Annotated in this window: 17 protein-coding genes and 1 rRNA gene; 10 read left to right on the forward strand and 8 right to left on the reverse strand. The window is 59.8% G+C overall.

All coding sequences use genetic code 11. The features are described from left to right. Positions 1 to 120: 120 nt before the first annotated feature. From rrf to AO240_RS04415, 4 genes are all read left to right on the forward strand, one after another. A 5S ribosomal RNA gene (gene rrf / locus AO240_RS04400) occupies positions 121 to 236 on the forward strand. Between the two features lie 172 nt (positions 237 to 408). Further along, positions 409 to 1,068: a paraquat-inducible protein A gene (locus tag AO240_RS04405; RefSeq protein ID WP_099235317.1), complete on the forward strand. Its 660-nt coding sequence runs from the start codon at positions 409 to 411 to the stop codon at positions 1,066 to 1,068. Beyond that, positions 1,055 to 1,678, forward strand: coding sequence for a paraquat-inducible protein A (locus AO240_RS04410; RefSeq protein ID WP_099235318.1), 624 nt, complete (start codon positions 1,055 to 1,057; stop codon positions 1,676 to 1,678). The genes AO240_RS04405 and AO240_RS04410 overlap by 14 nt, the downstream gene beginning before the upstream one ends. Further along, a complete protein-coding gene (locus AO240_RS04415; RefSeq protein ID WP_099235319.1) occupies positions 1,671 to 3,974 on the forward strand; it encodes a PqiB family protein in 2,304 nt (767 codons plus the stop codon). Before AO240_RS04410 ends, AO240_RS04415 begins: the two co-directional genes overlap by 8 nt. A gap of 269 nt (positions 3,975 to 4,243) precedes the next feature. Here AO240_RS04415 and mksF read toward each other — a convergent pair whose 3' ends face one another. From mksF to mksB, 3 genes are read right to left on the reverse strand one after another with little or no spacing between them, the layout of a single operon-like run. Further along, on the reverse strand, positions 4,244 to 7,084 hold the full coding sequence (gene mksF / locus AO240_RS04420; protein WP_099235320.1) for an Mks condensin complex protein MksF: 2,841 nt from the start codon (positions 7,082 to 7,084) through the stop codon (positions 4,244 to 4,246). Next, a complete protein-coding gene (gene mksE / locus AO240_RS04425) occupies positions 7,081 to 7,782 on the reverse strand; it encodes an Mks condensin complex protein MksE (RefSeq protein ID WP_099235321.1) in 702 nt (233 codons plus the stop codon). The genes mksF and mksE overlap by 4 nt, the downstream gene beginning before the upstream one ends. Continuing rightward, positions 7,772 to 9,049, reverse strand: coding sequence for an Mks condensin complex protein MksB (mksB, locus tag AO240_RS04430; protein ID WP_099235322.1), 1,278 nt, complete (start codon positions 9,047 to 9,049; stop codon positions 7,772 to 7,774). The genes mksE and mksB overlap by 11 nt, the downstream gene beginning before the upstream one ends. 187 nt (positions 9,050 to 9,236) lie before the next feature. On the opposite strand from mksB, the gene AO240_RS04435 reads away from it, so the two are divergent. Continuing rightward, positions 9,237 to 9,980: an energy transducer TonB gene (locus AO240_RS04435; RefSeq protein ID WP_099235323.1), complete on the forward strand. Its 744-nt coding sequence runs from the start codon at positions 9,237 to 9,239 to the stop codon at positions 9,978 to 9,980. Beyond that, a complete protein-coding gene (gene rimI / locus AO240_RS04440; RefSeq protein ID WP_058411509.1) occupies positions 9,973 to 10,425 on the forward strand; it encodes a ribosomal protein S18-alanine N-acetyltransferase in 453 nt (150 codons plus the stop codon). The genes AO240_RS04435 and rimI overlap by 8 nt, the downstream gene beginning before the upstream one ends. Positions 10,426 to 10,483: 58 nt before the next feature. Here the strand turns inward: rimI and AO240_RS04445 are convergent, their stop codons facing one another. Next, on the reverse strand, positions 10,484 to 10,897 hold the full coding sequence (locus AO240_RS04445) for a serine kinase/phosphatase (RefSeq protein ID WP_099235324.1): 414 nt from the start codon (positions 10,895 to 10,897) through the stop codon (positions 10,484 to 10,486). Between the two features lie 152 nt (positions 10,898 to 11,049). On the opposite strand from AO240_RS04445, the gene can reads away from it, so the two are divergent. Beyond that, positions 11,050 to 11,694: a carbonate dehydratase gene (gene can / locus AO240_RS04450; RefSeq protein ID WP_058411507.1), complete on the forward strand. Its 645-nt coding sequence runs from the start codon at positions 11,050 to 11,052 to the stop codon at positions 11,692 to 11,694. Here can and AO240_RS04455 read toward each other — a convergent pair. From AO240_RS04455 to AO240_RS04470, 4 genes are all read right to left on the reverse strand, one after another. Then, positions 11,691 to 12,215 carry an SET domain-containing protein-lysine N-methyltransferase gene (locus tag AO240_RS04455; RefSeq protein WP_099235325.1) on the reverse strand — a complete coding sequence of 175 codons (525 nt, stop codon included), beginning with the start codon at positions 12,213 to 12,215 and terminating at the stop codon, positions 11,691 to 11,693. The genes can and AO240_RS04455 overlap by 4 nt on opposite strands. 146 nt (positions 12,216 to 12,361) lie before the next feature. Further along, positions 12,362 to 13,531 carry a hypothetical protein gene (locus tag AO240_RS04460; RefSeq protein ID WP_099235326.1) on the reverse strand — a complete coding sequence of 390 codons (1,170 nt, stop codon included), beginning with the start codon at positions 13,529 to 13,531 and terminating at the stop codon, positions 12,362 to 12,364. A gap of 122 nt (positions 13,532 to 13,653) precedes the next feature. After that, entirely contained in the window at positions 13,654 to 15,354 is a 1,701-nt protein-coding gene (gene acpA, locus AO240_RS04465) for an acid phosphatase (protein WP_099235327.1), read from the reverse strand. 278 nt (positions 15,355 to 15,632) lie between these two features. After that, positions 15,633 to 17,051, reverse strand: a complete 1,419-nt coding sequence (locus tag AO240_RS04470; protein ID WP_099235328.1) for a short-chain fatty acid transporter — start codon at positions 17,049 to 17,051, stop codon at positions 15,633 to 15,635. A 185-nt stretch (positions 17,052 to 17,236) separates the two neighbouring features. On the opposite strand from AO240_RS04470, the gene AO240_RS04475 reads away from it, so the two are divergent. The 3 genes from AO240_RS04475 (at position 17,237) to AO240_RS04485 (ending at position 20,241) form a co-directional block, all read left to right on the forward strand. Further along, on the forward strand, positions 17,237 to 18,541 hold the full coding sequence (locus AO240_RS04475; protein WP_099235329.1) for an MFS transporter: 1,305 nt from the start codon (positions 17,237 to 17,239) through the stop codon (positions 18,539 to 18,541). Between the two features lie 69 nt (positions 18,542 to 18,610). After that, positions 18,611 to 19,747, forward strand: a complete 1,137-nt coding sequence (locus AO240_RS04480; RefSeq protein ID WP_099235330.1) for an ImmA/IrrE family metallo-endopeptidase — start codon at positions 18,611 to 18,613, stop codon at positions 19,745 to 19,747. Continuing rightward, positions 19,744 to 20,241 carry a DUF4411 family protein gene (locus tag AO240_RS04485; RefSeq protein WP_099235331.1) on the forward strand — a complete coding sequence of 166 codons (498 nt, stop codon included), beginning with the start codon at positions 19,744 to 19,746 and terminating at the stop codon, positions 20,239 to 20,241. The genes AO240_RS04480 and AO240_RS04485 overlap by 4 nt, the downstream gene beginning before the upstream one ends. Positions 20,242 to 20,281 lie beyond the last annotated feature (40 nt).

A 20,281-nucleotide genomic window follows, 5' to 3' on the forward strand; every position in this document is an offset into this window, starting at 1 on the left:
CCAGATTGCGGTGTGTGAAGACGATAGAACCGAAAGTTCGATCTCGCAAAACACCGAAAGCTGTCACATACCCAATTTGCTGAAACGAGGCCATCAGGCCACGACTCAGTACCCGAATTTCTTGACGACCATAGAGCATTGGAACCACCTGATCCCATCCCGAACTCAGTAGTGAAACGATGCATCGCCGATGGTAGTGTGGGGTTTCCCCATGTGAGAGTAGGTCATCGTCAAGATTAAATTCCAGANCCCCTGTTTGCTAACGCAAACAGGGGTTTTGTTTTGGGCGGTCGGAAACCCTGGAAACCTTGCTTGCCCACGGCTGGGCCGAGATAAATTCGTACAGTTATTTATGAACCACACCACTAGAATAGGCGCCTAACCTTTTTTAGAGCTTGAGCCCTATTTATGCCCGATCCGGTTGATACCTTCGAGGTGTCGGACTTGCCGCTGGACGAACTGGTGGCATGCCACGAATGTGACTTGCTGATGCGCAAGCCAGCGCTTGTACGTGGTGAAAAGGCCCAATGCCCACGCTGTGGTTATGAGTTGTACGCTCACCGGCACAACGTCGTTGACCGAAGCTTGGCGCTGGTGCTTGCTGCACTGTTGCTGTACGTCCCCGCGAACTTTTTACCCATCATGCAGCTCAATCTACTCGGGCAGTCCTCGCAGGACACCGTATGGACCGGCGTTGTCGGCCTGTTCGACAGCGGCATGCAAGGCGTCGCGCTGGTGGTGTTCTTCTGCAGCATGGGCATTCCGCTGCTCAAGTTGCTGTGCCAACTGGCGGTGTTGCTCAGTATTCGTTGGAACATTGGCCGCAGCTACGGCCTGCTGTTTTATCGCATTTACCACCACCTCAAGGATTGGGGCATGCTCGAGGTCTACCTGATGGGCGTGCTGGTAGCGATTGTGAAGCTCGCCGATATGGCCACGATCAGCATAGGCCTGGGGCTGGGCTGCTTTATCAGCCTGTTAATGGTTCAAGTGCTGTTGGAGGTGGTGATGTCACCTCACCAAATATGGGAAGCGCTGGCAGAAGAGGATGCGTATGCGGGCGATTGATGCGGGCATTCTGATCTGTACCGAATGCCACGAGTTAAACCAGCAAGACCCGGACGCCGACGAGCAAACCTGCACCCGTTGCGGCGCGGTTGTGCATGCTCGCCGTCCGAACAGCTTGACGCGCACCTGGGCGCTGCTGATCACGGCGGCCATCTTGTACATCCCGGCCAACCTGCTGCCGATCATGACCGTCAGTTCCCTGGGCCAAGGTGATCCAAGCACGATCATGTCGGGTGTGATTCAGCTGGTGCAGCACGGCATGTTTCCAATCGCCGCAGTGGTGTTTATCGCCAGTATCCTGGTCCCCACCTTCAAGCTGGTGGGCATTGGCTTGTTGCTGTTCTCGGTGCAGCGTCACCAACCGCTGTCCGCGCAGCAGCGCATTATCATGTACCGCTTCATCGAATTCATTGGTCGCTGGTCGATGCTGGATATTTTCGTGATCGCCATCCTGGTGGCGGTTGTCAACTTTGGGCGACTTGCCAGTGTCGAGGCCAATCTCGGCGCTGCAGCGTTCGCCAGTGTGGTGATCTTGACGATGCTTGCCGCAGTAACTTTTGATCCCCGACTGATTTGGGACAACACGGAGTCGGACGACGACCATGAGTGATTTGCCAAAAGCTAAAACCCGCCCAGCGTCCAACTGGTCGGCCATCTGGGTGTTGCCGTTGGTTGCCCTGATCATCGGTGGTTGGTTGGGGTGGCGCGCCTATTCCCAGTTAGGCATTGAAGTGCAGGTTCGCTTTGAGAGCGGCGAAGGCATTCAGGTCAACAAAACCGAAGTGGTCTACAAAGGCATGCCCGTGGGCAAGGTCAAGGCGTTGGCCCTGGACGACGAGGGCAACAATCGCGGGGTCATCGCCACCATCGAGATGGGCAAGGATGTCGAGCAGTACCTTCGGACCAACACGCGTTTCTGGCTGGTCAAACCCAGCGTCAGCCTCGCCGGTATCACCGGCCTTGAAACCCTGGTCTCGGGTAACTACATCGCGGCCAGCCCTGGCGACGGCGAGCCCACGCGCAAATTCAAGGCGCTCTCTGAAGAGCCGCCTTTGTCGGATGCCAAGCCGGGCTTGCACCTGACCCTCAAGGCCGATCGTCTTGGTTCGCTGAACCGTGGCAGTCCGGTGTTCTACAAACAGATCCAGGTCGGTCAGGTCAAAAGTTACCTGCTGTCCGAGGACCAGAGCACCGTCGAGATCAAGGTCTACATTGAGCCGACTTACGCCAATCTGGTGCGCAAACACACGCGGTTCTGGAACGCCAGTGGCATCAGCATCGACGCCAACCTCTCCGGTGTGAAAGTGCGCAGCGAATCGCTGTCCAGTATCGTCGCCGGCGGCATCGCCTTCGCCACACCCGAGAATCGTCAAGACAGCCCGCCGACTGACCCGAGCCTGCCGTTTCGCTTGTATGAAGACTTCGATGCCGCTGCGGCAGGCCTCAAGGTCAAGGTCAAACTCACCGACTTCGAAGGCTTGCAGGCCGGGCGTACGCCGGTGATGTACAAAGGTATCCAGGTCGGCAGCCTGAAAACCTTGAAGATCGACCCGGATCTGACCAGCGCCAATGCCGAGCTGACCCTCGACCCGCTGGCCGAGGATTACCTGGTGCAGGACACTCAGTTCTGGGTGGTCAAACCGTCTATTTCCTTGGCGGGTATCACCGGGCTTGAGGCGTTGGTCAAAGGTAATTACATCGCCATTCGCCCCGGTGACAAAGGCACCGCGCCGCAACGCGAGTATGTCGCTCGCGCCAAGGCGCCGCCGCTGGACCTGCGGTCTCCCGGCCTGCACATGGTGCTTTTGACCGATAGCCTGGGCTCATTGGACGTTGGCAGCCCGATCCTCTACAAACAGGTCAAGGTTGGCTCGGTGCAGAGCTACCAGTTCTCGCGCAAGAACAAACAACTGGTGATCGGCGTACACATCGAGAAGGAATACGAAAACCTGGTGAATGGCTCGACGCGCTTCTGGAATGCCAGCGGTGTCACGCTCACCGGTGGCCTCACCGGCGGCGTGCAAGTGAAAGCTGAATCGCTGGCGAGCCTGATGGCCGGCGGTATCGCTTTCGAGACCCCGCAGCCGAACGTACCTCTGAAAAAGCGTATCCCGCGGTTCCGCCTGTTTGCTGACCGCGACGCCGCCAATCAGCACGGCACGCTGGTGACAATCAAAGTTGATCGCGCTGATGGCCTGAGCGTTGGCTCGCCGATACGCTTTAAGGGTCTGGACGTGGGCAAGATCGAAAGTGTCGACCTGAGCGCCGATATGCAATCGGTGCTGCTCAGCGCGCGCATCACTCAAGTGGCGGACCGTGTTGCTCGCGCCGGCACGCAGTTTTGGGTGGTCAAGCCCGAACTGGGCCTGATGAAGACCGCTAACTTGCAAACGCTGGTCACCGGCCAGTACCTCGAAGTGCTGCCCGCGGCAAAAAATGCCGGCCCGCAGAAGAGTTTTGTGGCCTTGAATCAGCCGCCTGAAGCAGTGCACCAAGAGGCTGGCCTGCGCCTGGTGCTAAGCGCCGCCCGCCGTGGTTCGTTGAAGGAAGGCGTTCCGGTGACTTACCGCGAAGTCACCGTCGGCAAAGTCACGGGTTATGAGCTGGGCCAGACCGCTGACCGGGTGCTGGTTCACATTCTGATCGAGCCCAAGTACGCGCCGCTGGTGCGCAGTGGCAGCCGCTTCTGGAACACCAGCGGTTTCGGTCTCGACTTTGGGCTGTTCAAAGGCGCGACGGTACGCACCGAGTCGCTGGAAACCCTGGTGGCAGGCGGTATCGCCTTCGCCACGCCAGACGGTGAGCGCATGGGTAATCCGGCACGCCCTCAACAAACCTTTGCGCTGTTCGACAAGTTTGAAGATGAGTGGCTGACGTGGGCGCCGAAGATTCCACTCGGTAAATAGAGCGAGGTGCGGCCATCGGGAGCAAGCCCCCTCCCACACTTTAAAGGTGCTCACACATCAGAATGTGGGAGGGAGCAAGCCCCCTCCCACACTTTAAAGGTGCTCCCACATCAGAGTGTGGGAGGGAGCAAGCCCCTTCCCACACTTTAAAGGTGCTCACACATCAGGATGTGGGAGGGGGCTTGCTCCCGATGAGGCCCTCAAACCAAAGCCCAAACAAAAGGCCGCGATCCCTATGATCGCGGCCTTTTGCGTATCAGCGAATAAACTCAGACTTCATCCAGCTCCGGTTCGTCCGCCTGCACATTCACCGTCGCCTTCACGGCATCATGACGACGGATGTACTTCCAGTCCGCCTCATCGATATAAATGCCATTCGGCCCGCTGCCGCCTTCCAGGTCGATTGCCACCTGGGCCGACACCTGCGGTTTCACACTGGCCAGAATCGGCACAAAGCCCAACTGCAAACTGGTCTCCAGCAGCGCCGCCTGGTTTTTCTCGTCGATGTCCGCCGCCTCATCCAGGTAGTACGGCAAGCGCACGCGCCCGGCCTGGTCGCGGTCCATCAAGTGCAGCAACAAGTACATGTTGGTCAGCGCCTTGATGGTCATGGTGGTGCCGTTGGACGCGGCGCCATCAATGTCGGTGTGAATCACTGGCTGGCCGTGCACCTTGGTGATTTCGAAGGCCAGTTCAAACAAATCCTTGAGGCCCAGCTGGTTGTGGTTGGCGGCCACCAGGCGCGCCAGGTATTCCTTGGCCTCTTCGTTCTTGTTGTCTTGCTCGGCGCTCTGGCTCAGGTCGAACACCGACAGCGTTTCGCCTTCTTCATATTGACCGGCACTGTGGATGATCTGGTCGATATGCTTGAGGGCTTCCTTGTTCGGCGCGAGCACGATGCGAAAGCTCTGCAGGTTGGACACCTGGCGCTTGTTGATCTCGCGGTTGAACAGGGCCAGTTGGTGTTCCAGGCTGTCATAGTCGCTGCGGATATTGCGCAGGGTCCGCGCGATGTCGGTGACGGCCGCACGGCGCGCCTTGCCGAGGGTCAGCGCTTCATCGGTGCGGTGTGCATAGGCGTTGATCAACAGGTGCAGGCGGCGCTCAACGTCATCCTCGCTGTCGAACTTGGCCACGCCCTTGAGGCGCACCTGCGCATACAGCGCTTCAATTTGCCCATCGGCGCGCAGCAAACCTTGCCAACTGTCCTGATAGTCATTGAGCAGTGGCAGCAGGTTGTCCATCGAGTCATCGACCGGGTCCATGAACGGCGTGCCGAACGGCAAGTCTGCCGGCAACAACTGGCGACGGCGCAGCGCGTCGTCCAGGGTTCGCTGCTTGGCTTCCATATCGGCGATCTGGCGGCCGACCAGTTGCAGCTTGGCCGACAGTTGTTGGACGCGCTCGGTAAAGGCATCGCTGGAACGCTTCAACTCGTCCTGAGCCGCTTCCATCTGCGCCAGGTGTTCGAGCTTCTCGCCTTCTTCGGCACTCAACGTTTGCGCGCGACGGAAGTCTTCCAGGGCCTTTTGCGCGTCCAGCACTTGCTGGTACAGCGCTTCGGTTTGGGTTTTGCTCGCCGCGCGGTCGGAGGCCACGGCTTGCTGGGTTTTCAGTTGCTTGAGTTCTTTTTCCAGGCGTTCTTTCTGGTCGCGCAACGCCGCGCGGTCGGCCAAGGCTTGCAAGGCCGGCGGCTCGATGTGGGAGAGGTCGATAGACAACCCTGGCACTTCAAAACGCTCGCCCTTGAAGCTATCAAGAATCTGCTCCAGGGATTTAACCCACTGGCCGTCTTCATCCAGCGTGATGCCATGCTCGCCCAAGGGCAGGCTGAACAACGAACTGTTGAACAACCGCATCAGGCGCTCGACATCCGGCTGCGAAAATTCTTCGCGCAGTTTGGCGTAGCTGTTGTTGTCGGCGTGATCGAGCTGTTGCTTGACCGACTTGAAGCGTTTTTCCAGGTCGCGCAAACGCTCGTCCAAGTCCTCGGCGCTGAACTGCCGGGACTGCGCCAGCGCACCGGCCAATTCGTCGTGGGCATCCTTGGCCGCCAGCAGTTGCTGCTCCAGCACCTTGACGTTATCGACCAGCGCAAAACGATGCTTGAGCACCGAGAGTTCACCGAGCCAGCGCTGGATGCCGCTGATTTCGCGCTCCAGGCGCATCAGCTCTTGGGTGCCACCGCGTTGATTGTTTTGCAGCGCGTCCTGCTCGTTGCGGTAATGCTCGGCCTGAATGGTCAGCTCTTCCTTGCGCGCGCCGGCGTAGTCCGACCACGTGCCCAGCAACGAATCCAAAAGTGGCGACAGGCGATGCAACTTGCCGCGTAACACGTCGCGCTGGCGAACGCCATTCGCCAGTGCCTCGACCAGCGGCCCGGCGGCTACCAGAGCGTTGTAATCCTGCTCCATGCGTCGCACATCGCGGAAGGCTTCTTCGCACGCCGCGATGTAATCAACACTGCCGGAACGCAGGCTGTGTTCGAAGGCATCGAGGAACAATTGCTTGAGCTTGGCCGCGGTGATTTCGCGCATGTGCAGTAGGTTGATAAACAGCGCGCGGAAGGTCTTCAGGCTCTGTTCGCTGGTGGAGCGCAGCGGAATCAACGTCAGGTCGAGCGGGATCGACGTGTGCCCGCCCACCAGCAAACGACGCAGCTCATCCGGCTTCAGTTCGTAGGCTTTCAGGCCTTCGCGCTCAAGGTTGGTGAACAGCTCTTTCTGGCGCAGGCAGGTGTCGTTTTTCTGGTAGTGGGCCAGGTCCAGCTTGCCGGCGTAGGCAAAAAACTGGTGACCGAAACCACCGCCCGGGCCACGGCCGACCACGCCGATGACGTGCGGGCCGTGGGGCAGCGAGACTTCCACGAGGATGTAGCTGGTGTCGGTGGCAAAGTAGAAGCGCCGTGATTGCTCCAGCGTGTACTTGCCGAAACTCATGTCCGACATGCGCGCCAGAATCGGGAACTGCAAGGCGTTGATCGACGCGGATTTACCCAGGTTGTTCGCGCCGTACACCGACAGCGGCTCTTCCAGCGGGAATAAACCCAAGCTGTAACCGGCGGTGTTCAATAGGGCGAAGCGGCGGATGCCGTAGCGTTCCTTGCTCATGCGTCGGTCTCCTGTTCTTCGGCGATGGCGCGGGCCATGGCGTCTTCTTCGCTCTCAAATTCAGTCAGGTCGAGCGGATCATCGGTCTTCAGCAGCTTTTCATCGCTGTCTTCGTCGATGATCACCGGCGCCGGCAATGGCAACACGCTGTGCACGCTGGCCGCGAGGTCGCGGTCTTGCTGCACCGACAAGCACACGTCGAGGAAGCGGTGCATCGGCGGCAGGAAGCGGTACACGCCGTTGTCTTCGCTGGCAAAACCCAGTTGGGTCATGCGGCGCATGATTTTTTCTTCGAGTTCTTCCTGGGTTTGCACTTCGGCCTGGATAAACAGGTCGCGGTACTTCTCCAGCAGCGACGGCAATTCATCGCGGCCCAGGCTGCCACCGTCGAGCACGGCAATCGGGTCGCGGCCCTGGTCGGCCAGGTGCTCGACGATGATGAAGGTGAACAGCGCCAGGCGCTGCGCGGTCTTGTTGACCTGCGCGCTGGCGATGGCCGAGTCCGGCACGAAGTAGTAGAAACCGCGCGTATCGCAGACCAGCTCAAAGCCCAGGGCCTTGAACAGTGTGCGGTACTGGTCCTGGAAGTTTGACAGTTGTGCGTACAGCTCCGGGTCGCGGCGGCTGACGTGGTAACCCTTGAACAGCTCGCGAAAGATCGGCGCCAGCTGGGACAGTTCGGATAGATCAAGTTGCATTGGGTGTACTCGCGGAATTCTCGGCCGCATCAGCGTTGGCCGGGAGCAGGGCGAATGAGCGCAGGCTGACCTGGTGCTCGTGTGTGTGGTAATCGCGGCGTTCCAGGCGTTCGCGCTTGAAGCGTTTTTCACGCGAGAGTCGCGAGAACCAGTACAGCAATTCGTCGGTGGCGCCGTCGGGTTCCTGCGCAAGCAGCCAGGTCATCAGGTCTGGCATCGGCAGCGCGTCTTCGCAGCGCTCGAGCATTTCCTTGACCGTGCGCGGTGCGCGTTGAGCTTCGCCCTTGTGGGATTTGTGCGCCTTGGGGAAACGCGCCGGTTTGGGCTCAAAATTGGCCAGCGCATACACATACGCCTCTACCTGGCTGGCACTGCCGAGGAAGGTGCTTTGCGGCCGGCTGAACATCGGCATCGCCGCTTGCGGCACCGCGTCCAGACCTTTACGGCGGATGGCCGACAATGCCAGCGCAGCGCCGCGCGTCACGGCGTTATGCCTGCGCGCTTCTTCACGCAGCGGCAGCAGCAGCTCGCGCGCGTGACGCAAGGTCAACTGGGCGCTGGTTTGCATTTCGAGGATGCGCGCGTGGGTGCGCAGCAGCATGTCGTCGTCCACCAGGTGGCCGAGGCGCTGTTGCTCGGTGAGCATGCGCAGCAACACGTTCTCAACCTTGCGCACGCCTTGTTCAAAGGCGCCGTCGGCGTTCACCAGTTGGATCATCGGTTCAACGTATTCGTCCCACGTCGCCAATACTTCGGCGTAACGCTGGCGCAACGGGATCTGCCGGTCGCTGGTCTTGGCGCGGTCGGCCACGGCGGCGAGGGCTTGTTCGTCGTTGGCGAGTTTTTTCAGCACATCGCGCACGCGCATATCCAGCAGGCGCAGTTGCCGGGCCAGGTCGTGGCCATCACGGATGTCGAAGGCGTCCTGAATGTAGCCGGCCAAACGCTCGAGGTGGCGCAGGTAGGCTTCGATTTCCAGGCACAGGCCGAGGCGGTGCTCTTTGCGCAGGTAGGCGAGGAAGTCGTGGATCTGCGCGTTCAGCTCGAAGCGGTTCGGGCTTTTGGCGACAGGCACCAGAATATCCAGGCGAATCCACACGTCCAGCAAGCCGGTGATGTCTTGGGGCGTGCTGTCCAGTTGTTGGGCGGCCAGTTGCGCGCGCAGTTCGCTCAGGCTCAAGGTGCCTTGGTCGAAATGTTCGCACAGTGGCTCAAGTAAGGCCCAGTGTTCGGCGAGGGCGCGCAGGACGCGCTTGGGTTCGATCATGGGAATGGCCGGCTGGTTGGCGATTAAAAGTCGCGATTGTACTGCATCAGGCGCGGGATTTATCCACAGCCGGTCAGTGCACAGTGGGCGATTGTTACCGAACAGCGGTAGAATCCCCGCTCTTTACTTATCCACAAGTGGCCGAGCTGTGCTTATCGAGTCCCGACGTCGCGCTTACTTGACCGCCATGCAGGTGGTCAACTGGCTGCCCCGCACCGAACTGCCGTTCGCCGCCCCGTCGCGGCCGCAGTTGCTGGACGCGCCCGAGCCTTTTGAGGCACTTGAGGTGTCGGGTGAGGAGGCCGCAGCGCCCGTGGCGGTGGTCAAGCCCGAGCCGCAGGCGCGGCCTGTTGTAGAGCGCGCGAAGGTCGAAGTACCGCGCCCATCTCCCGTCGCAAAACCTGCCGTCGCCGAAAAAGCGCCCCCGGTGGCTAAAGCCGCTGTGGTGCCGCCGCCACGCTTTGCCCTGCAATTGCTGCGGGCCGGACGTTGCCTGCTGCTGGTGGAACTGCCCACCGGCGAACGCTTCCAAACCCGCGACCCGGCCTACATGCTGCTTAAAGACATGCTGCGCGCCGCCGGCCTGCCCGACAGCCCGCAAATCATCGGCGACCCGGTGCGTTGGCCATTGTTGGTGCGCGGCACCATGGATCAAGGCCCGGAAGCTGCGCGTGATTTTGTGCAAGGTTTTGTCTCGGCGCGCTTGGAGGACGAACCCTGCGTGTGCCTTTGGCTGATCGGTTTGCCCGCCGTGCGCTTTGCCGGCGAGGCGAATGCCGAAGCCTGGTATCGCGAACTGCAGGTCGACGGCCTGGGGTCTGTATGGGCCTTGCCGGGCCTGGAATTATTAATGGAAGAGCCACAGCGTAAGGCTGATGTATGGCAAGCCATGCGCCAGCTGATGGCGCGCTGGAAAAGTACCGATGAGTGACGCTTTATCCTTCCGCCCGATGACCGAGGCGGACCTCGACGCCGTACTCAAGATCGAATACGCGGCGTTCAGCCATCCCTGGACGCGCGGAATTTTTCTCGATGGGCTGGGCAAGTACCAGATCTGGCTGATGTTTGAAGGCGAACAGCAGGTAGGCCACGGCGTGGTGCAAATCATCCTGGATGAAGCGCATTTGCTGAACATCACCGTCAAGCCGGAAAGCCAGGGCCGAGGCCTGGGTTTGAGCTTGCTGGAGCACCTGATGTCCCGAGCCTATGAGGCCAAGGCCCGCGAGTGCTTCCTGGAAGTGCGCGACAGCAATACCGGGGCGTTCCGCCTGTATGAGCGCTACGGGTTCAACGAGATCGGGCGCCGACGCGATTACTACCCCGCCGTCGGTGGGCGCGAAGATGCCGTCGTGATGGCCTGCACGCTGGTCGACTGATCACAAAAACCACTGCGGGAGGAAGCAATGTCTCTCCCACAGTTGGCCCTGTGGTATCTCAGCGGTTGCCGTCTACCGGGTCCAGGTCGGCCAGGTCGGCCAGTTCGGCCTCGTCCAGCCCATTGCCGCCGCCTATCTCGTCTTCATTGACGATGCTCAAATCGTAATCCGCCGGCTGATCTTCGCCTGCCTCGCGGGCATCGCGCGCGCCGTCTTCATGGATCAGCGTTTCGGGGCTCATGTCATCATCGGTGGGCTCATGATCGTCCGTCGAAGCACCGGTCATACCGGCCTCGCGCACCCGCTCGTCGGGCATCAACTGCTCGCGCTCACCCGGCGGAATTTCATCGCCGATTTCTGCCGTCGGTGCCTGCTCGTCAAAGTCCAGCTCACGCATTGAGCCCATGCGATCTTCGTTGTCATCAATCGGTTCGGGCTGCGTAGCGCCGTAGGGACGTCGTGATTCAGTCATGGCTTATCCTCATACTGTGGGGCTTATAGTGTGTGGACAGGCATGGCCGCCTAAAGATTCAAGCTAATTTAGCCTGGCTATTCTCGCGCCGCGCGTGACCCGCACCAGCGGTGGTGTGTCAAAGCTGGGCATCATTCCTGAGGCTTTCCCTGATGAACGAACTACAAGACTTGCTTGATAACAACGAACGCTGGGCGGATGCGATCAAACAGGAAGATCCCGAATTCTTCGCCAAGCTCGCCCGCCAGCAAACCCCGGAATACCTGTGGATCGGCTGCTCCGACGCGCGGGTGCCGGCGAACGAGATCGTCGGCATGCTGCCAGGCGATCTGTTTGTGCACCGTAACGTGGCCAATGTGGTGCTGCATACCGACCTTAATTGCCTGTCGGTGATCCAGTACGCAGTCGATGTGCTTAAGGTCAAACATATCCTCGTCACCGGCCACTATGGCTGTGGCGGTGTGCGTGCCTCGATGCAGGACCGCCAGTTTGGCTTGATCGATGGCTGGCTGCGCACGATTCGCGACCTCTACTATGAAAACCGCGAGTTGCTCGCCCAACTGCCGACGGAAGAAGAGCAAGTTGACCGCCTCTGCGAGCTGAACGTGATTCAGCAGGTGGCCAACGTCGGCCACACCAGCATTGTGCAGAACGCCTGGCACCGTGGGCAAAACCTGTCGATTCATGGCTGCATCTACGGCATCAAGGATGGCCGCTGGAAGAGCTTGAACACCACCATCAGTGGCTTCGAGCAATTGCCGCCGCAATATCGCCTGCGCCCGTTGGGTGACGCTTAAACAGGTTTGTGACGGTCGCGCTGCTCCAGGAACAACTGGCCTTCTGCGCTGAGTTGTTCCTGCGCGCCTTTGATCCAGCCCCGGCAGTTGGGCCCGGCGCATTCGCAGGCAAACTGGCGGTGCAAGACGTCGCCGGCGTTGGCGAAATCAATGGTCAGCCAGGTGTTGGCGGCGATCGGCAACACTGACCAAAGCTCCAGGTAGGCCGTGTCGAAATACACATTCGGGTCGCAGGCGTGACGCAGTTGGCCGCAGACCCAAGGGTCATACAGCTGGATACGTGCCGAGATCTGGAAGGAATGCTGGCGCCGTTCACTCAAGGCATAGCCGAATACCCTGGCGATGAGCGTGCGGTTGTCGAACGCTACGCGCGATTTGATCCCGGCGGCATCGCCGTTTGGGGCGCGCACGATCTCAAACTGGCGGGTGGTCGGATAGCCGTCCTCCGCTGATGTTGTCGCAAACGGGTACAGACCCTCATTGTCAGCGTCACTAGCCTTATCCATGGCTGGGGTTTTCATGGCTCTCCTGAAGTGGGCTGCATCGACCTGCCAATGGTGTCGAGTGCCAGTCTTGCAGCGAATGGGTCCGGCTTAAGACTCGCTGAACAGGCTGCCGATGACTACTGTCAATGTTGACAGTAGGCATCGGTTTTTTTTTGTGCGGCCTAAAGCACTGGCGCGGTGATGGCCGTGGGCGGAGTGGCATTCTTCAGTTGTTTCAACTGAGCCTTGATGACCGGAGTGGCGCACTTGGCGTTGGCTTGCTGCGGGGTGAGCTTGCGCACCGAGGTGTAGAACAGCTCACACGTCTGCTCTTTGCGGGTGACCTGCCAAGTGTTCATGCAGGCCTTGAGCAGCACATTGGCATCGCTGGCGGGTTTCTGGCCCATCCCGGCTTGCCAGCACGCCGCGCTCAAATCTTGCCCCATCACTTTCAAACCGGCGTCGTCGGCCTTATGTTCATCCCCGGCATAGGTTGCAGGGTCTGCCGCATACCAGATGTAACTCGGGTGGTTGGCGCCGAGTACCGCCACGCTTTTGCCGGCTTGCGGGCTGATCTGCGCCAAGCCCAGCACGCCTACGGTCTGGCCGTATTGTTGCTTGACCCAACTGCGCACCGGCGCGCCGAACGCGACCATCGGCAGTGAAACGTCGCCGTGCTGGCTCAGCTCCTTGACCATGCGCGTCTGATAGTCGGTGAAATAGCCGTAGACGTTTTCCAGGTCCTTGCCCGCGTTCGAGGGCGCGGCGATGGGCGCAATATCAATGATGGTCTGATAAGCCGGCGTTTCGGTGGCCGCGATGCCATTGTCGGTGAGCAAGGTAGCCCAGCGGTCGGTGGTGGCCGATTCCAGGTAGTCCTGGGCCTGGGTCAGCGAGTAATCCGGCGGGAAGTGCAGCAATTCGATGCTTTTGCGGTTTTCCAGGGCCATGCCCAGCGGCAGAAACAAGTACCAGTTATAGGCCCACTTGCCGTCGCTGTTGAGTTTGCTCGCGCCTTGATACGCCAGGTCGGCGGTATCAAGCAGCGTCTTCAGCGGCTGGCCGTACTGGTCGGGCACGCCGCTGAAGGTTGCCGTTACCTCGCCGTCATGGGTTTTTACGCTGACCTTGGCGCGGCTGTAGCCGTCACGCTGCAGGCTCTGGTTCAAGTAATGCTCGGCAGTCTGCTCCAGCGTCCAGGGCCGAAAGCAGATCACATTGCAGTTATTCGGGAAGGCGAACAGTTGCGTGACACGTTGCGTGCTGCCCAGTGGCACGTCGATGTCGGCCTGTACGGCCGCACTGGCCAGCAGTGCGGCCAGGGTAAAGGACAGCCTGGTCGGTTTGAACATAGTTGGTTCCTTGTCAGCGAAAGCCCGTCTGCGCGGGGTGAAAGCCCACCCACACACAGTAGCGGTTGCTCAGGAAAACCGCGTGTTAAATCGCCAGGCGTGTCGTTATTGGATAAGCCAACTCACACGTTGAACTGCAAGGCATTGCTCAAGTCACCCATGGGTTTCTGGCCGCGGGCGGTCATCGCGTCATCACGCTGCTTGAGGCCCTCCAATGCCTCCAGCTGGAACACCCGAGTAATCAAACGCAGGATCGACGCCGTGTCGTAAACCGTATGGTCCACCGTGCCTTTGCGCGCGAACGGCGACACCACCAGGGCCGGAATTCGCGTGCCTGGGCCCCAGCGGTCGCCTTTGGGCGGTGCGACGTGGTCCCACCAGCCACCGTTTTCATCGACCGTCACCACCACCACCATGTTTTTCCACTGCGGGCTTTCTTGCAGCACCTTCAACGCGCGGGCGATATGCCGGTCGCCCGAGGCCACGTCGGCGTAACCTGCGTGCATGTTCAGGTTGCCTTGCGGTTTGTAGAAACTCACGGCGGGCAGCTTGCCGGCCTGGGCATCGGCGAAGAACTTATTGGTGCTTGATTCATCACCCAAACCGCCATCGCGCAGGCGTTTGTCACGTTCGGCGCGGTTCTCGGGGCCTTGTTGCTTGAAGTAGTTGAATGGCTGGTGGTGGTACTGGAAGTTCGGAATCTTGGGGATGCCGCCTGAATCCTTGAACTGGTCCAGGGTGGCTTGCCACGCCCCGGCGTACCAGGCCCAGTCGACGTTCTTCTTCGACAGCTTGTCGCCGATGTGTTCGTGGGTTTGTGGCACGAGTACGTTGGGCAGGTCCGGTTTGGCGTAATCCGGGTTCTGCGGGTCGCGAATCCAGGTCGGCCAGTAGGGCGGGGCCAGCGTGTTCACGCCGTAACCGTCCGGCGTCAGGGCGCTGGGGCCGAACTGCGGTGGGCCAGTCATGGCGCTGGCCGGGGACGTGCCCAACGGCTTGAGGCGTGGGTCGGTGGGGTCATCGCTTTGCAGCGTGGCGATTTGTGCCTTGGCCACGGACTGCGCGGCATTCGGATAAAACGGCGCAGTGGCGCTGATCAGGTACTGGTGGTTAAGGAACGAGCCACCGAAGGCGCCCTGAAAAAAGTTATCGCAGAGCACAAACTCCTTGGCCACGTCCCACAGGCGCAGGGAATAACGGCTCTGGGCGTAATGGCCCATGACCAAACCACCCGAATCCGCCCAGGCGACAAAGTTGTCGTTCTTGCCACCGTTGATTTGCATCTGGTTCTGGTAGAACACGTGCCACAAATCGCGGGTGACCAGGCTCAAGGGCAAGTCCTCAGCGTTCGGGCCTTTGAGGGCGAATGGCGCGTTGGGCAGGTTTTCCTGGAATTGCACTTCACTGGGGTAGGTCACGCCGTCCACGCTTTGCGGGCCGACTTGCAACACACCGCCCCACGCGGGCGGCAAAGTGGCCAACAGGCTACCGTCGCGGTCGCGTTGCTGGAACTCGGCAGCCGTCAGCGCCGCGAGTGGCTTCTCAACGCCCGGGAAATCGGCGAACAGGTTGTTGAAGCTGCGGTTCTCGGCATAAATCACCACCACGGTTTTCACCTGATCGTGCAAGACCTTGTCCAGTTCTTGCGGGGTCAGTGGCCGAGGCGCCGGTTTGCCGGGTGCCTCACTGGCATTGCCACAGGCAGCCAACGTCGCACCGACCCCCAGCACCGCCGCGCCTCCCAAGAAGCGCCGCCGGCTGGTGTCCAGCGGCGTTTGAGCTACGGAATCGGGAGCGGGGCGGTCGTTGTGCTCGTCACTCATTGCGGGAAGTCCCTGATGCGTGGTTGTTTCAAGATATTTCGCAGGACGGTAGCAACGCAATGTGACGGAACGAAGACAGCCTGGCTAACGCCGCCAATCGACCTGTGGCGAGCGGGCTTGCTCGCGTTGGGCTGCGTAGCAACCCTGGAAATGAGGAATGCGATGTGTCAGGCATTACCAGCGTCTGGTTTTGGGGCCGCTTCGCGGCCCAACGCGAGCAAGCCCGCTCGCCACAATCTTGGCAAGCCCGTCTCCCACGCTGAGCGTATCAATCAGGACTAAGGCATCACCGGCGGTAAATACTTCAGCGTCGTCCCCAACGCCCACAGCAAGAACAACACCAGCGGCGTGTGCACCAGCAACTGCACAAAAGAAAACCCGATCAAATCCCGCGCCTTCAACCCTAATACCCCGAGCAGCGGCAACATATAGAACGGGTTGATCAGGTTTGGCAGTGCCTCGGCGGCGTTATAAATCTGCACCGCCCAGCCGAGGTGGTATTGCAGGTCATTGGCGACTTGCATCACGTAAGGCGCTTCGATAATCCACTTGCCGCCCCCCGACGGAATAAAGAAGCCCAGCACCGCCGAATAAACGCCCATCAGCAGCGCGTAGGTGTCGTGCGAGGCAATGGAGGTGAAGAAGGTCGAGATATGGTGCGCCAGGGTCTGGCCGTCGCCGCCTTTTACCACGGTCATCAGCGCAGCAATCGAGCCATACAGCGGGAACTGGATCAGCACGCCGGTGGTGGTCGGCACGGCGCGGGCCACGGCATCAAGGAAGCTGCGCGGGCGCCAGTGCAGCAGCGCGCCGAGCATGATGAACAGGAAGTTATAAGTGTTCAGCCCCGAGATCGCGCTTATAGCAGGCTTGGTCGAAAACTCATGGAGCAGCCAACCGGCCGCCAACAATGCCAGCAAAATAGTCAGCAATGGGCTGTGTTCCAGCCATTCGCCAGGGCGGGTGGGCGGTTGGATTTTTGGCAGGTTGAACGCCGGGTCGACGCCGCAGGCCTTGGCATCACGGGCACTGTTCGGGCCAGGCGCGGTGGCGTAGGCAATGATCAGCGAGACCACGATCAGCGCCAGCAACAACACACCGGATTGCCACAGGAAGATCGTGTCGGTAAACGGGATCACCCCGGTGATCGACAGAATCGACGGCGGCAAGCTGGCCGGATTGGCCTGCAACTGCGCAGCCGACGACGACAGGCCCAGTGCCCATACCGCGCCTAGGCCCAAGTAGGCCGCAGCACCGGCAGCGCGGTAGTCCATGCGCAAATCCGTACGCCGCGCGAGTGCGCGCACCAGCAAACCGCCGAACACCAGGGACAACCCCCAGTTCAGCAGCGAGGCAACCATGGAAATCAGCGCCACCCACGCCACCGCCGAGCGGCCGTTCTTGGGGATGCGCGCCAAGCGGTCAATCAGCTTCACCGCAGGCGGCGAACTGGCCACCACATAACCGCCGATCACCACAAAGGCCATCTGCATGGTGAACGGGATCAGGCTCCAGAACCCATCACCAAAGGCCTTGGCGGCCTCTGTTGGCGCCGCGCCCATGCCCAAGGTCGCCACGGCAACGATGATCACGGCGAGGGCGGCAAATACCCACGAGTCTGGAAACCAGCGTTCGGCGAAGTTGGAACAGCGCAGGGCAAATCGGGCATAGCGGCTTTCTTCGATAGCATCGGCCACGAGTCTTTCCTCTTTTAATTATTATGGTGTTGGCAGTTTTACGGCATGTTCCGCTACGGCCATTGATATGGGAATGCAGTTATCTTCATCGATCCATGAGTAAAACAAATATATCTGTCGTGATTGCCATGATTGGGTTCAGCTCATAACCTGCACGCCATTTTGTTTGTCTGCCGAGCCTTCACATGACTGCCACCTTTTCTCCACAGGCGCAGCGCTTTTCCCGCTCCGACTACAAAACCCTGGGCCTGGCCGCCCTCGGCGGTGCCTTGGAGATCTACGACTTCATCATCTTCGTGTTCTTTGCGCTGACCCTCAGCCAACTGTTCTTCCCGCCCGAAATGCCCGAATGGCTGCGCCTGCTGCAGAGCTTCGGCATTTTTGTTACCGGCTACCTGGCGCGCCCGCTGGGCGGCATCCTGATGGCGCACTTCGCCGATCACTTGGGGCGCAAACGCGTGTTCAGCCTCAGCATTCTGATGATGGCCTTGCCCTGCCTGCTGATCGGGATCATGCCGACCTACGCGCAAATCGGCTATTTCGCGCCGCTGATCCTGTTGGTGCTGCGTGTGCTGCAAGGCGCTGCGGTGGGCGGCGAAGTCCCGAGTGCCTGGACCTTCGTCGCCGAGCACGCGCCGCCCGGTCACCGTGGCTACGCCTTGGGCTTCCTGCAAGCCGGCCTGACCTTCGGCTACCTGCTCGGCGCACTCACCGCCACGCTGCTGGCGCAGGTGTTCACGCCTGCCGAAATTCTCGACTATGCCTGGCGCTTTCCCTTCCTGTTGGGCGGCGTATTCGGCGTGATCGGCGTGTGGCTGCGCCGCTGGCTCAGCGAAACCCCGGTGTTCCTGGAAATACAGGCGCGCCGCCAAGCCGCCGCTGAAATGCCACTGCGCACCGTCCTGCGTGACCATCGCGCGGTGCTGCTGCCAGCGATGATCCTCACTTGCGTACTCACCTCGGCCGTGGTGGTGCTGGTGGTCATCACCCCGACCCTGATGCAAAAAACCTTCGGCATGAGCCCCAGCCATACATTCGCGTTGAGCGCGTTGGGTATCGTCTTCCTGAATATCGGCTGTGTACTCGCAGGCCTGCTGGTCGACCGCATCGGCGCCTGGCGTGCGGTGCTGGTCTACAGCCTGTTGCTGCCCGTCGGCATTGCGATTCTGTACGCCAGCCTGATCAACGGCGGCCTCTGGCTGGGCGCGGCGTATGCCGTGGCGGGCTTGAGTTGCGGAGTCGTCGGCGCGGTGCCGTCGGTGATGGTCGGCCTGTTTCCGGCGCCGGTGCGGGTGTCGGGAATTTCCTTCACCTACAACATTGCCTACGCGCTGTGGGCGAGCACCACGCCACTGCTATTGATAGCGCTGATGCCGACCCGCCCGTGGATTTGCGTGGGCTATTGCGTGGTGATGGGCGCGGTTGGGGTGGCGAGCGTGGCGCTGTTCAGCAAACGCCACGTGGTAGACGCTGTTACAAAAGGGCTCTGAGGCCATCAATTGACGCGTAGGGTCGTCACTTCTATAGTCACGGCCACTTCTGATTAATACCTGTAAACCATGACTCAGACCGCCTTTATCAATCCCGCAATCCTGTCCTGGTCTCGCCAGCGGGCGGGGCTGTCTGAGCAACAGATTGCCAAAAGCCTTACGGTCAAAATGGAAAGGGTAAAGGAGTGGGAGGATGGTAAGAGCCTTCCTACCTTTAATCAGGCGCAAAAGTGGGCAGTTAGTGCGCACGTCCCTTTTGGCTTTCTATTTCTCAAGGCTCCTCCACAGGAACATCTTCCGCTTCCAGACTTGCGTACCGTGGGCGGGGCGTTCCCCGACAAGCCCAGCCTGAACTTGATGGATACCGTAAGAGACGTGCTCCGCAAGCAAGACTGGTACTTGGAATACCTGCAGGATCACGAGCGCCCCCCGCTGGCCTTTGTTGGAAGTTTTAACAGCTATTCGCCAATCAAAGATGTTGTCGCAGATATTCGTCGCGTTCTCGGCGTTACGAGTGACTTTGTCCGCATGGGTTATGAAGAGTATGTGAGGGCATTGGTGAGTGGTGCGGAGGACGCCGGTATTCTTGTGATGCGCAGTGGAGTTGCCTTGGGTAATACCCACAGGAAGCTTGATGTCAGCGAGTTTCGAGGCTTTGCAATCAGTCATGCGATGGCCCCCGTCGTATTTATCAACAGCGCGGATGCGCCCACTGCGCGGCTTTTTACGCTTATGCATGAGCTTGCGCATATCTGGATCGGCAGCACTGGTGTGTCTGACGGCGGCGCTCAAAGTGCTCGCAAGGAAGAGGCTTTTTGCAATGCGGTGGCGGGGGAGTTCCTCGCTCCAGAGCTTGTCTTTCGAGCGCATTGGGACCCTGATGTCTACTGGGAAGATAACGTTATGCCATTGGCCGGACGCTTTCGTGTCAGTGCATTGGTCATTGCGCGCCGCGCCCGTGATCTTGGTTTCATCACGAGTGATCAATACGGTGCTTACTACCATAGGGTTTTACAGGAATATCGCGACAAGGAAGGCAACGGAGGCGATTACTACCGCACAGCTGCTATCAGAAACAGTGCTCGGTTGAGCAGGGCTGTTCTGGCAGAAGCGCAGAGTGGTCGTATCCTGCTACGCGACGCAGGGAAGTTGTTGGGCGTACAACCTGCGAAGCTGAAGGCTTATGCGATGAAATTATCCGCATGAAGCATTTATTGGATTCGAACACATTGATCGAAGCCAAAAATCGTTATTACGCGATGACGATTTGCCCAGGTTATTGGGCGTGGATACTTCAGCAGCATCAGGCTCTGGAAATTGCCAGTATCTTTCCTGTCCGTGACGAACTGGCGAAGGGTAACGACGAGTTGACGCAGTGGGTAAAGAGCAATGCTCAGCTGTTTGAAGACTCAAGTGATCAGCAGACTCAAGCGGCCTTTGGGGATATTGTTTCAAGAATCGCGGAGCAGGTGCCGGTAATGAAGGCAGGTGCATTGGAAGAGTTTCTTGAAGGAGCAGACGCTTGGCTAATAGCCAAAGCGATGACGACAGGGGCTGTGGTTGTGACACATGAGGCCTATAACCCTGACATCAAGCGTAAATACACCATTCCCAATGTGTGCTCTCTGTTTGGTGTTCCCTACATGAACACGTTCGAGTTGCTCGGCAAACTCGACGCGCGCTTCGTTTTGCATCACTGACCTATCGAGGAGAGCAGCGCTTCCCCTCAATGCGTGATCT

The sequence above is a fragment of the Pseudomonas sp. ICMP 460 genome, assembly GCF_002723595.1.
GTDB classification, from domain to species: domain Bacteria; phylum Pseudomonadota; class Gammaproteobacteria; order Pseudomonadales; family Pseudomonadaceae; genus Aquipseudomonas; species Aquipseudomonas kitaguniensis.

What these genes read in the sequence shown, in the direction of transcription:
- mksF (WP_099235320.1), bottom strand. Translation starts at nt 7,084, where the DNA reads ATGAGCAAGGAACGCTACGGCATCCGCCGCTTCGCCCTATTGAACACC.
- AO240_RS04455 (WP_099235325.1), bottom strand. Translation starts at nt 12,215, where the DNA reads ATGAAAACCCCAGCCATGGATAAGGCTAGTGACGCTGACAATGAGGGT.
- mksE (WP_099235321.1), bottom strand. Translation starts at nt 7,782, where the DNA reads ATGCAACTTGATCTATCCGAACTGTCCCAGCTGGCGCCGATCTTTCGC.
- AO240_RS04475 (WP_099235329.1), top strand. Translation starts at nt 17,237, where the DNA reads ATGACTGCCACCTTTTCTCCACAGGCGCAGCGCTTTTCCCGCTCCGAC.
- AO240_RS04480 (WP_099235330.1), top strand. Translation starts at nt 18,611, where the DNA reads ATGACTCAGACCGCCTTTATCAATCCCGCAATCCTGTCCTGGTCTCGC.
- AO240_RS04410 (WP_099235318.1), top strand. Translation starts at nt 1,055, where the DNA reads ATGCGGGCGATTGATGCGGGCATTCTGATCTGTACCGAATGCCACGAG.
- AO240_RS04415 (WP_099235319.1), top strand. Translation starts at nt 1,671, where the DNA reads ATGAGTGATTTGCCAAAAGCTAAAACCCGCCCAGCGTCCAACTGGTCG.
- rimI (WP_058411509.1), top strand. Translation starts at nt 9,973, where the DNA reads ATGAGTGACGCTTTATCCTTCCGCCCGATGACCGAGGCGGACCTCGAC.
- mksB (WP_099235322.1), bottom strand. Translation starts at nt 9,049, where the DNA reads ATGATCGAACCCAAGCGCGTCCTGCGCGCCCTCGCCGAACACTGGGCC.
- can (WP_058411507.1), top strand. Translation starts at nt 11,050, where the DNA reads ATGAACGAACTACAAGACTTGCTTGATAACAACGAACGCTGGGCGGAT.
- AO240_RS04435 (WP_099235323.1), top strand. Translation starts at nt 9,237, where the DNA reads ATGCAGGTGGTCAACTGGCTGCCCCGCACCGAACTGCCGTTCGCCGCC.
- AO240_RS04445 (WP_099235324.1), bottom strand. Translation starts at nt 10,897, where the DNA reads ATGACTGAATCACGACGTCCCTACGGCGCTACGCAGCCCGAACCGATT.
- AO240_RS04460 (WP_099235326.1), bottom strand. Translation starts at nt 13,531, where the DNA reads ATGTTCAAACCGACCAGGCTGTCCTTTACCCTGGCCGCACTGCTGGCC.
- acpA (WP_099235327.1), bottom strand. Translation starts at nt 15,354, where the DNA reads ATGAGTGACGAGCACAACGACCGCCCCGCTCCCGATTCCGTAGCTCAA.
- AO240_RS04405 (WP_099235317.1), top strand. Translation starts at nt 409, where the DNA reads ATGCCCGATCCGGTTGATACCTTCGAGGTGTCGGACTTGCCGCTGGAC.
- AO240_RS04485 (WP_099235331.1), top strand. Translation starts at nt 19,744, where the DNA reads ATGAAGCATTTATTGGATTCGAACACATTGATCGAAGCCAAAAATCGT.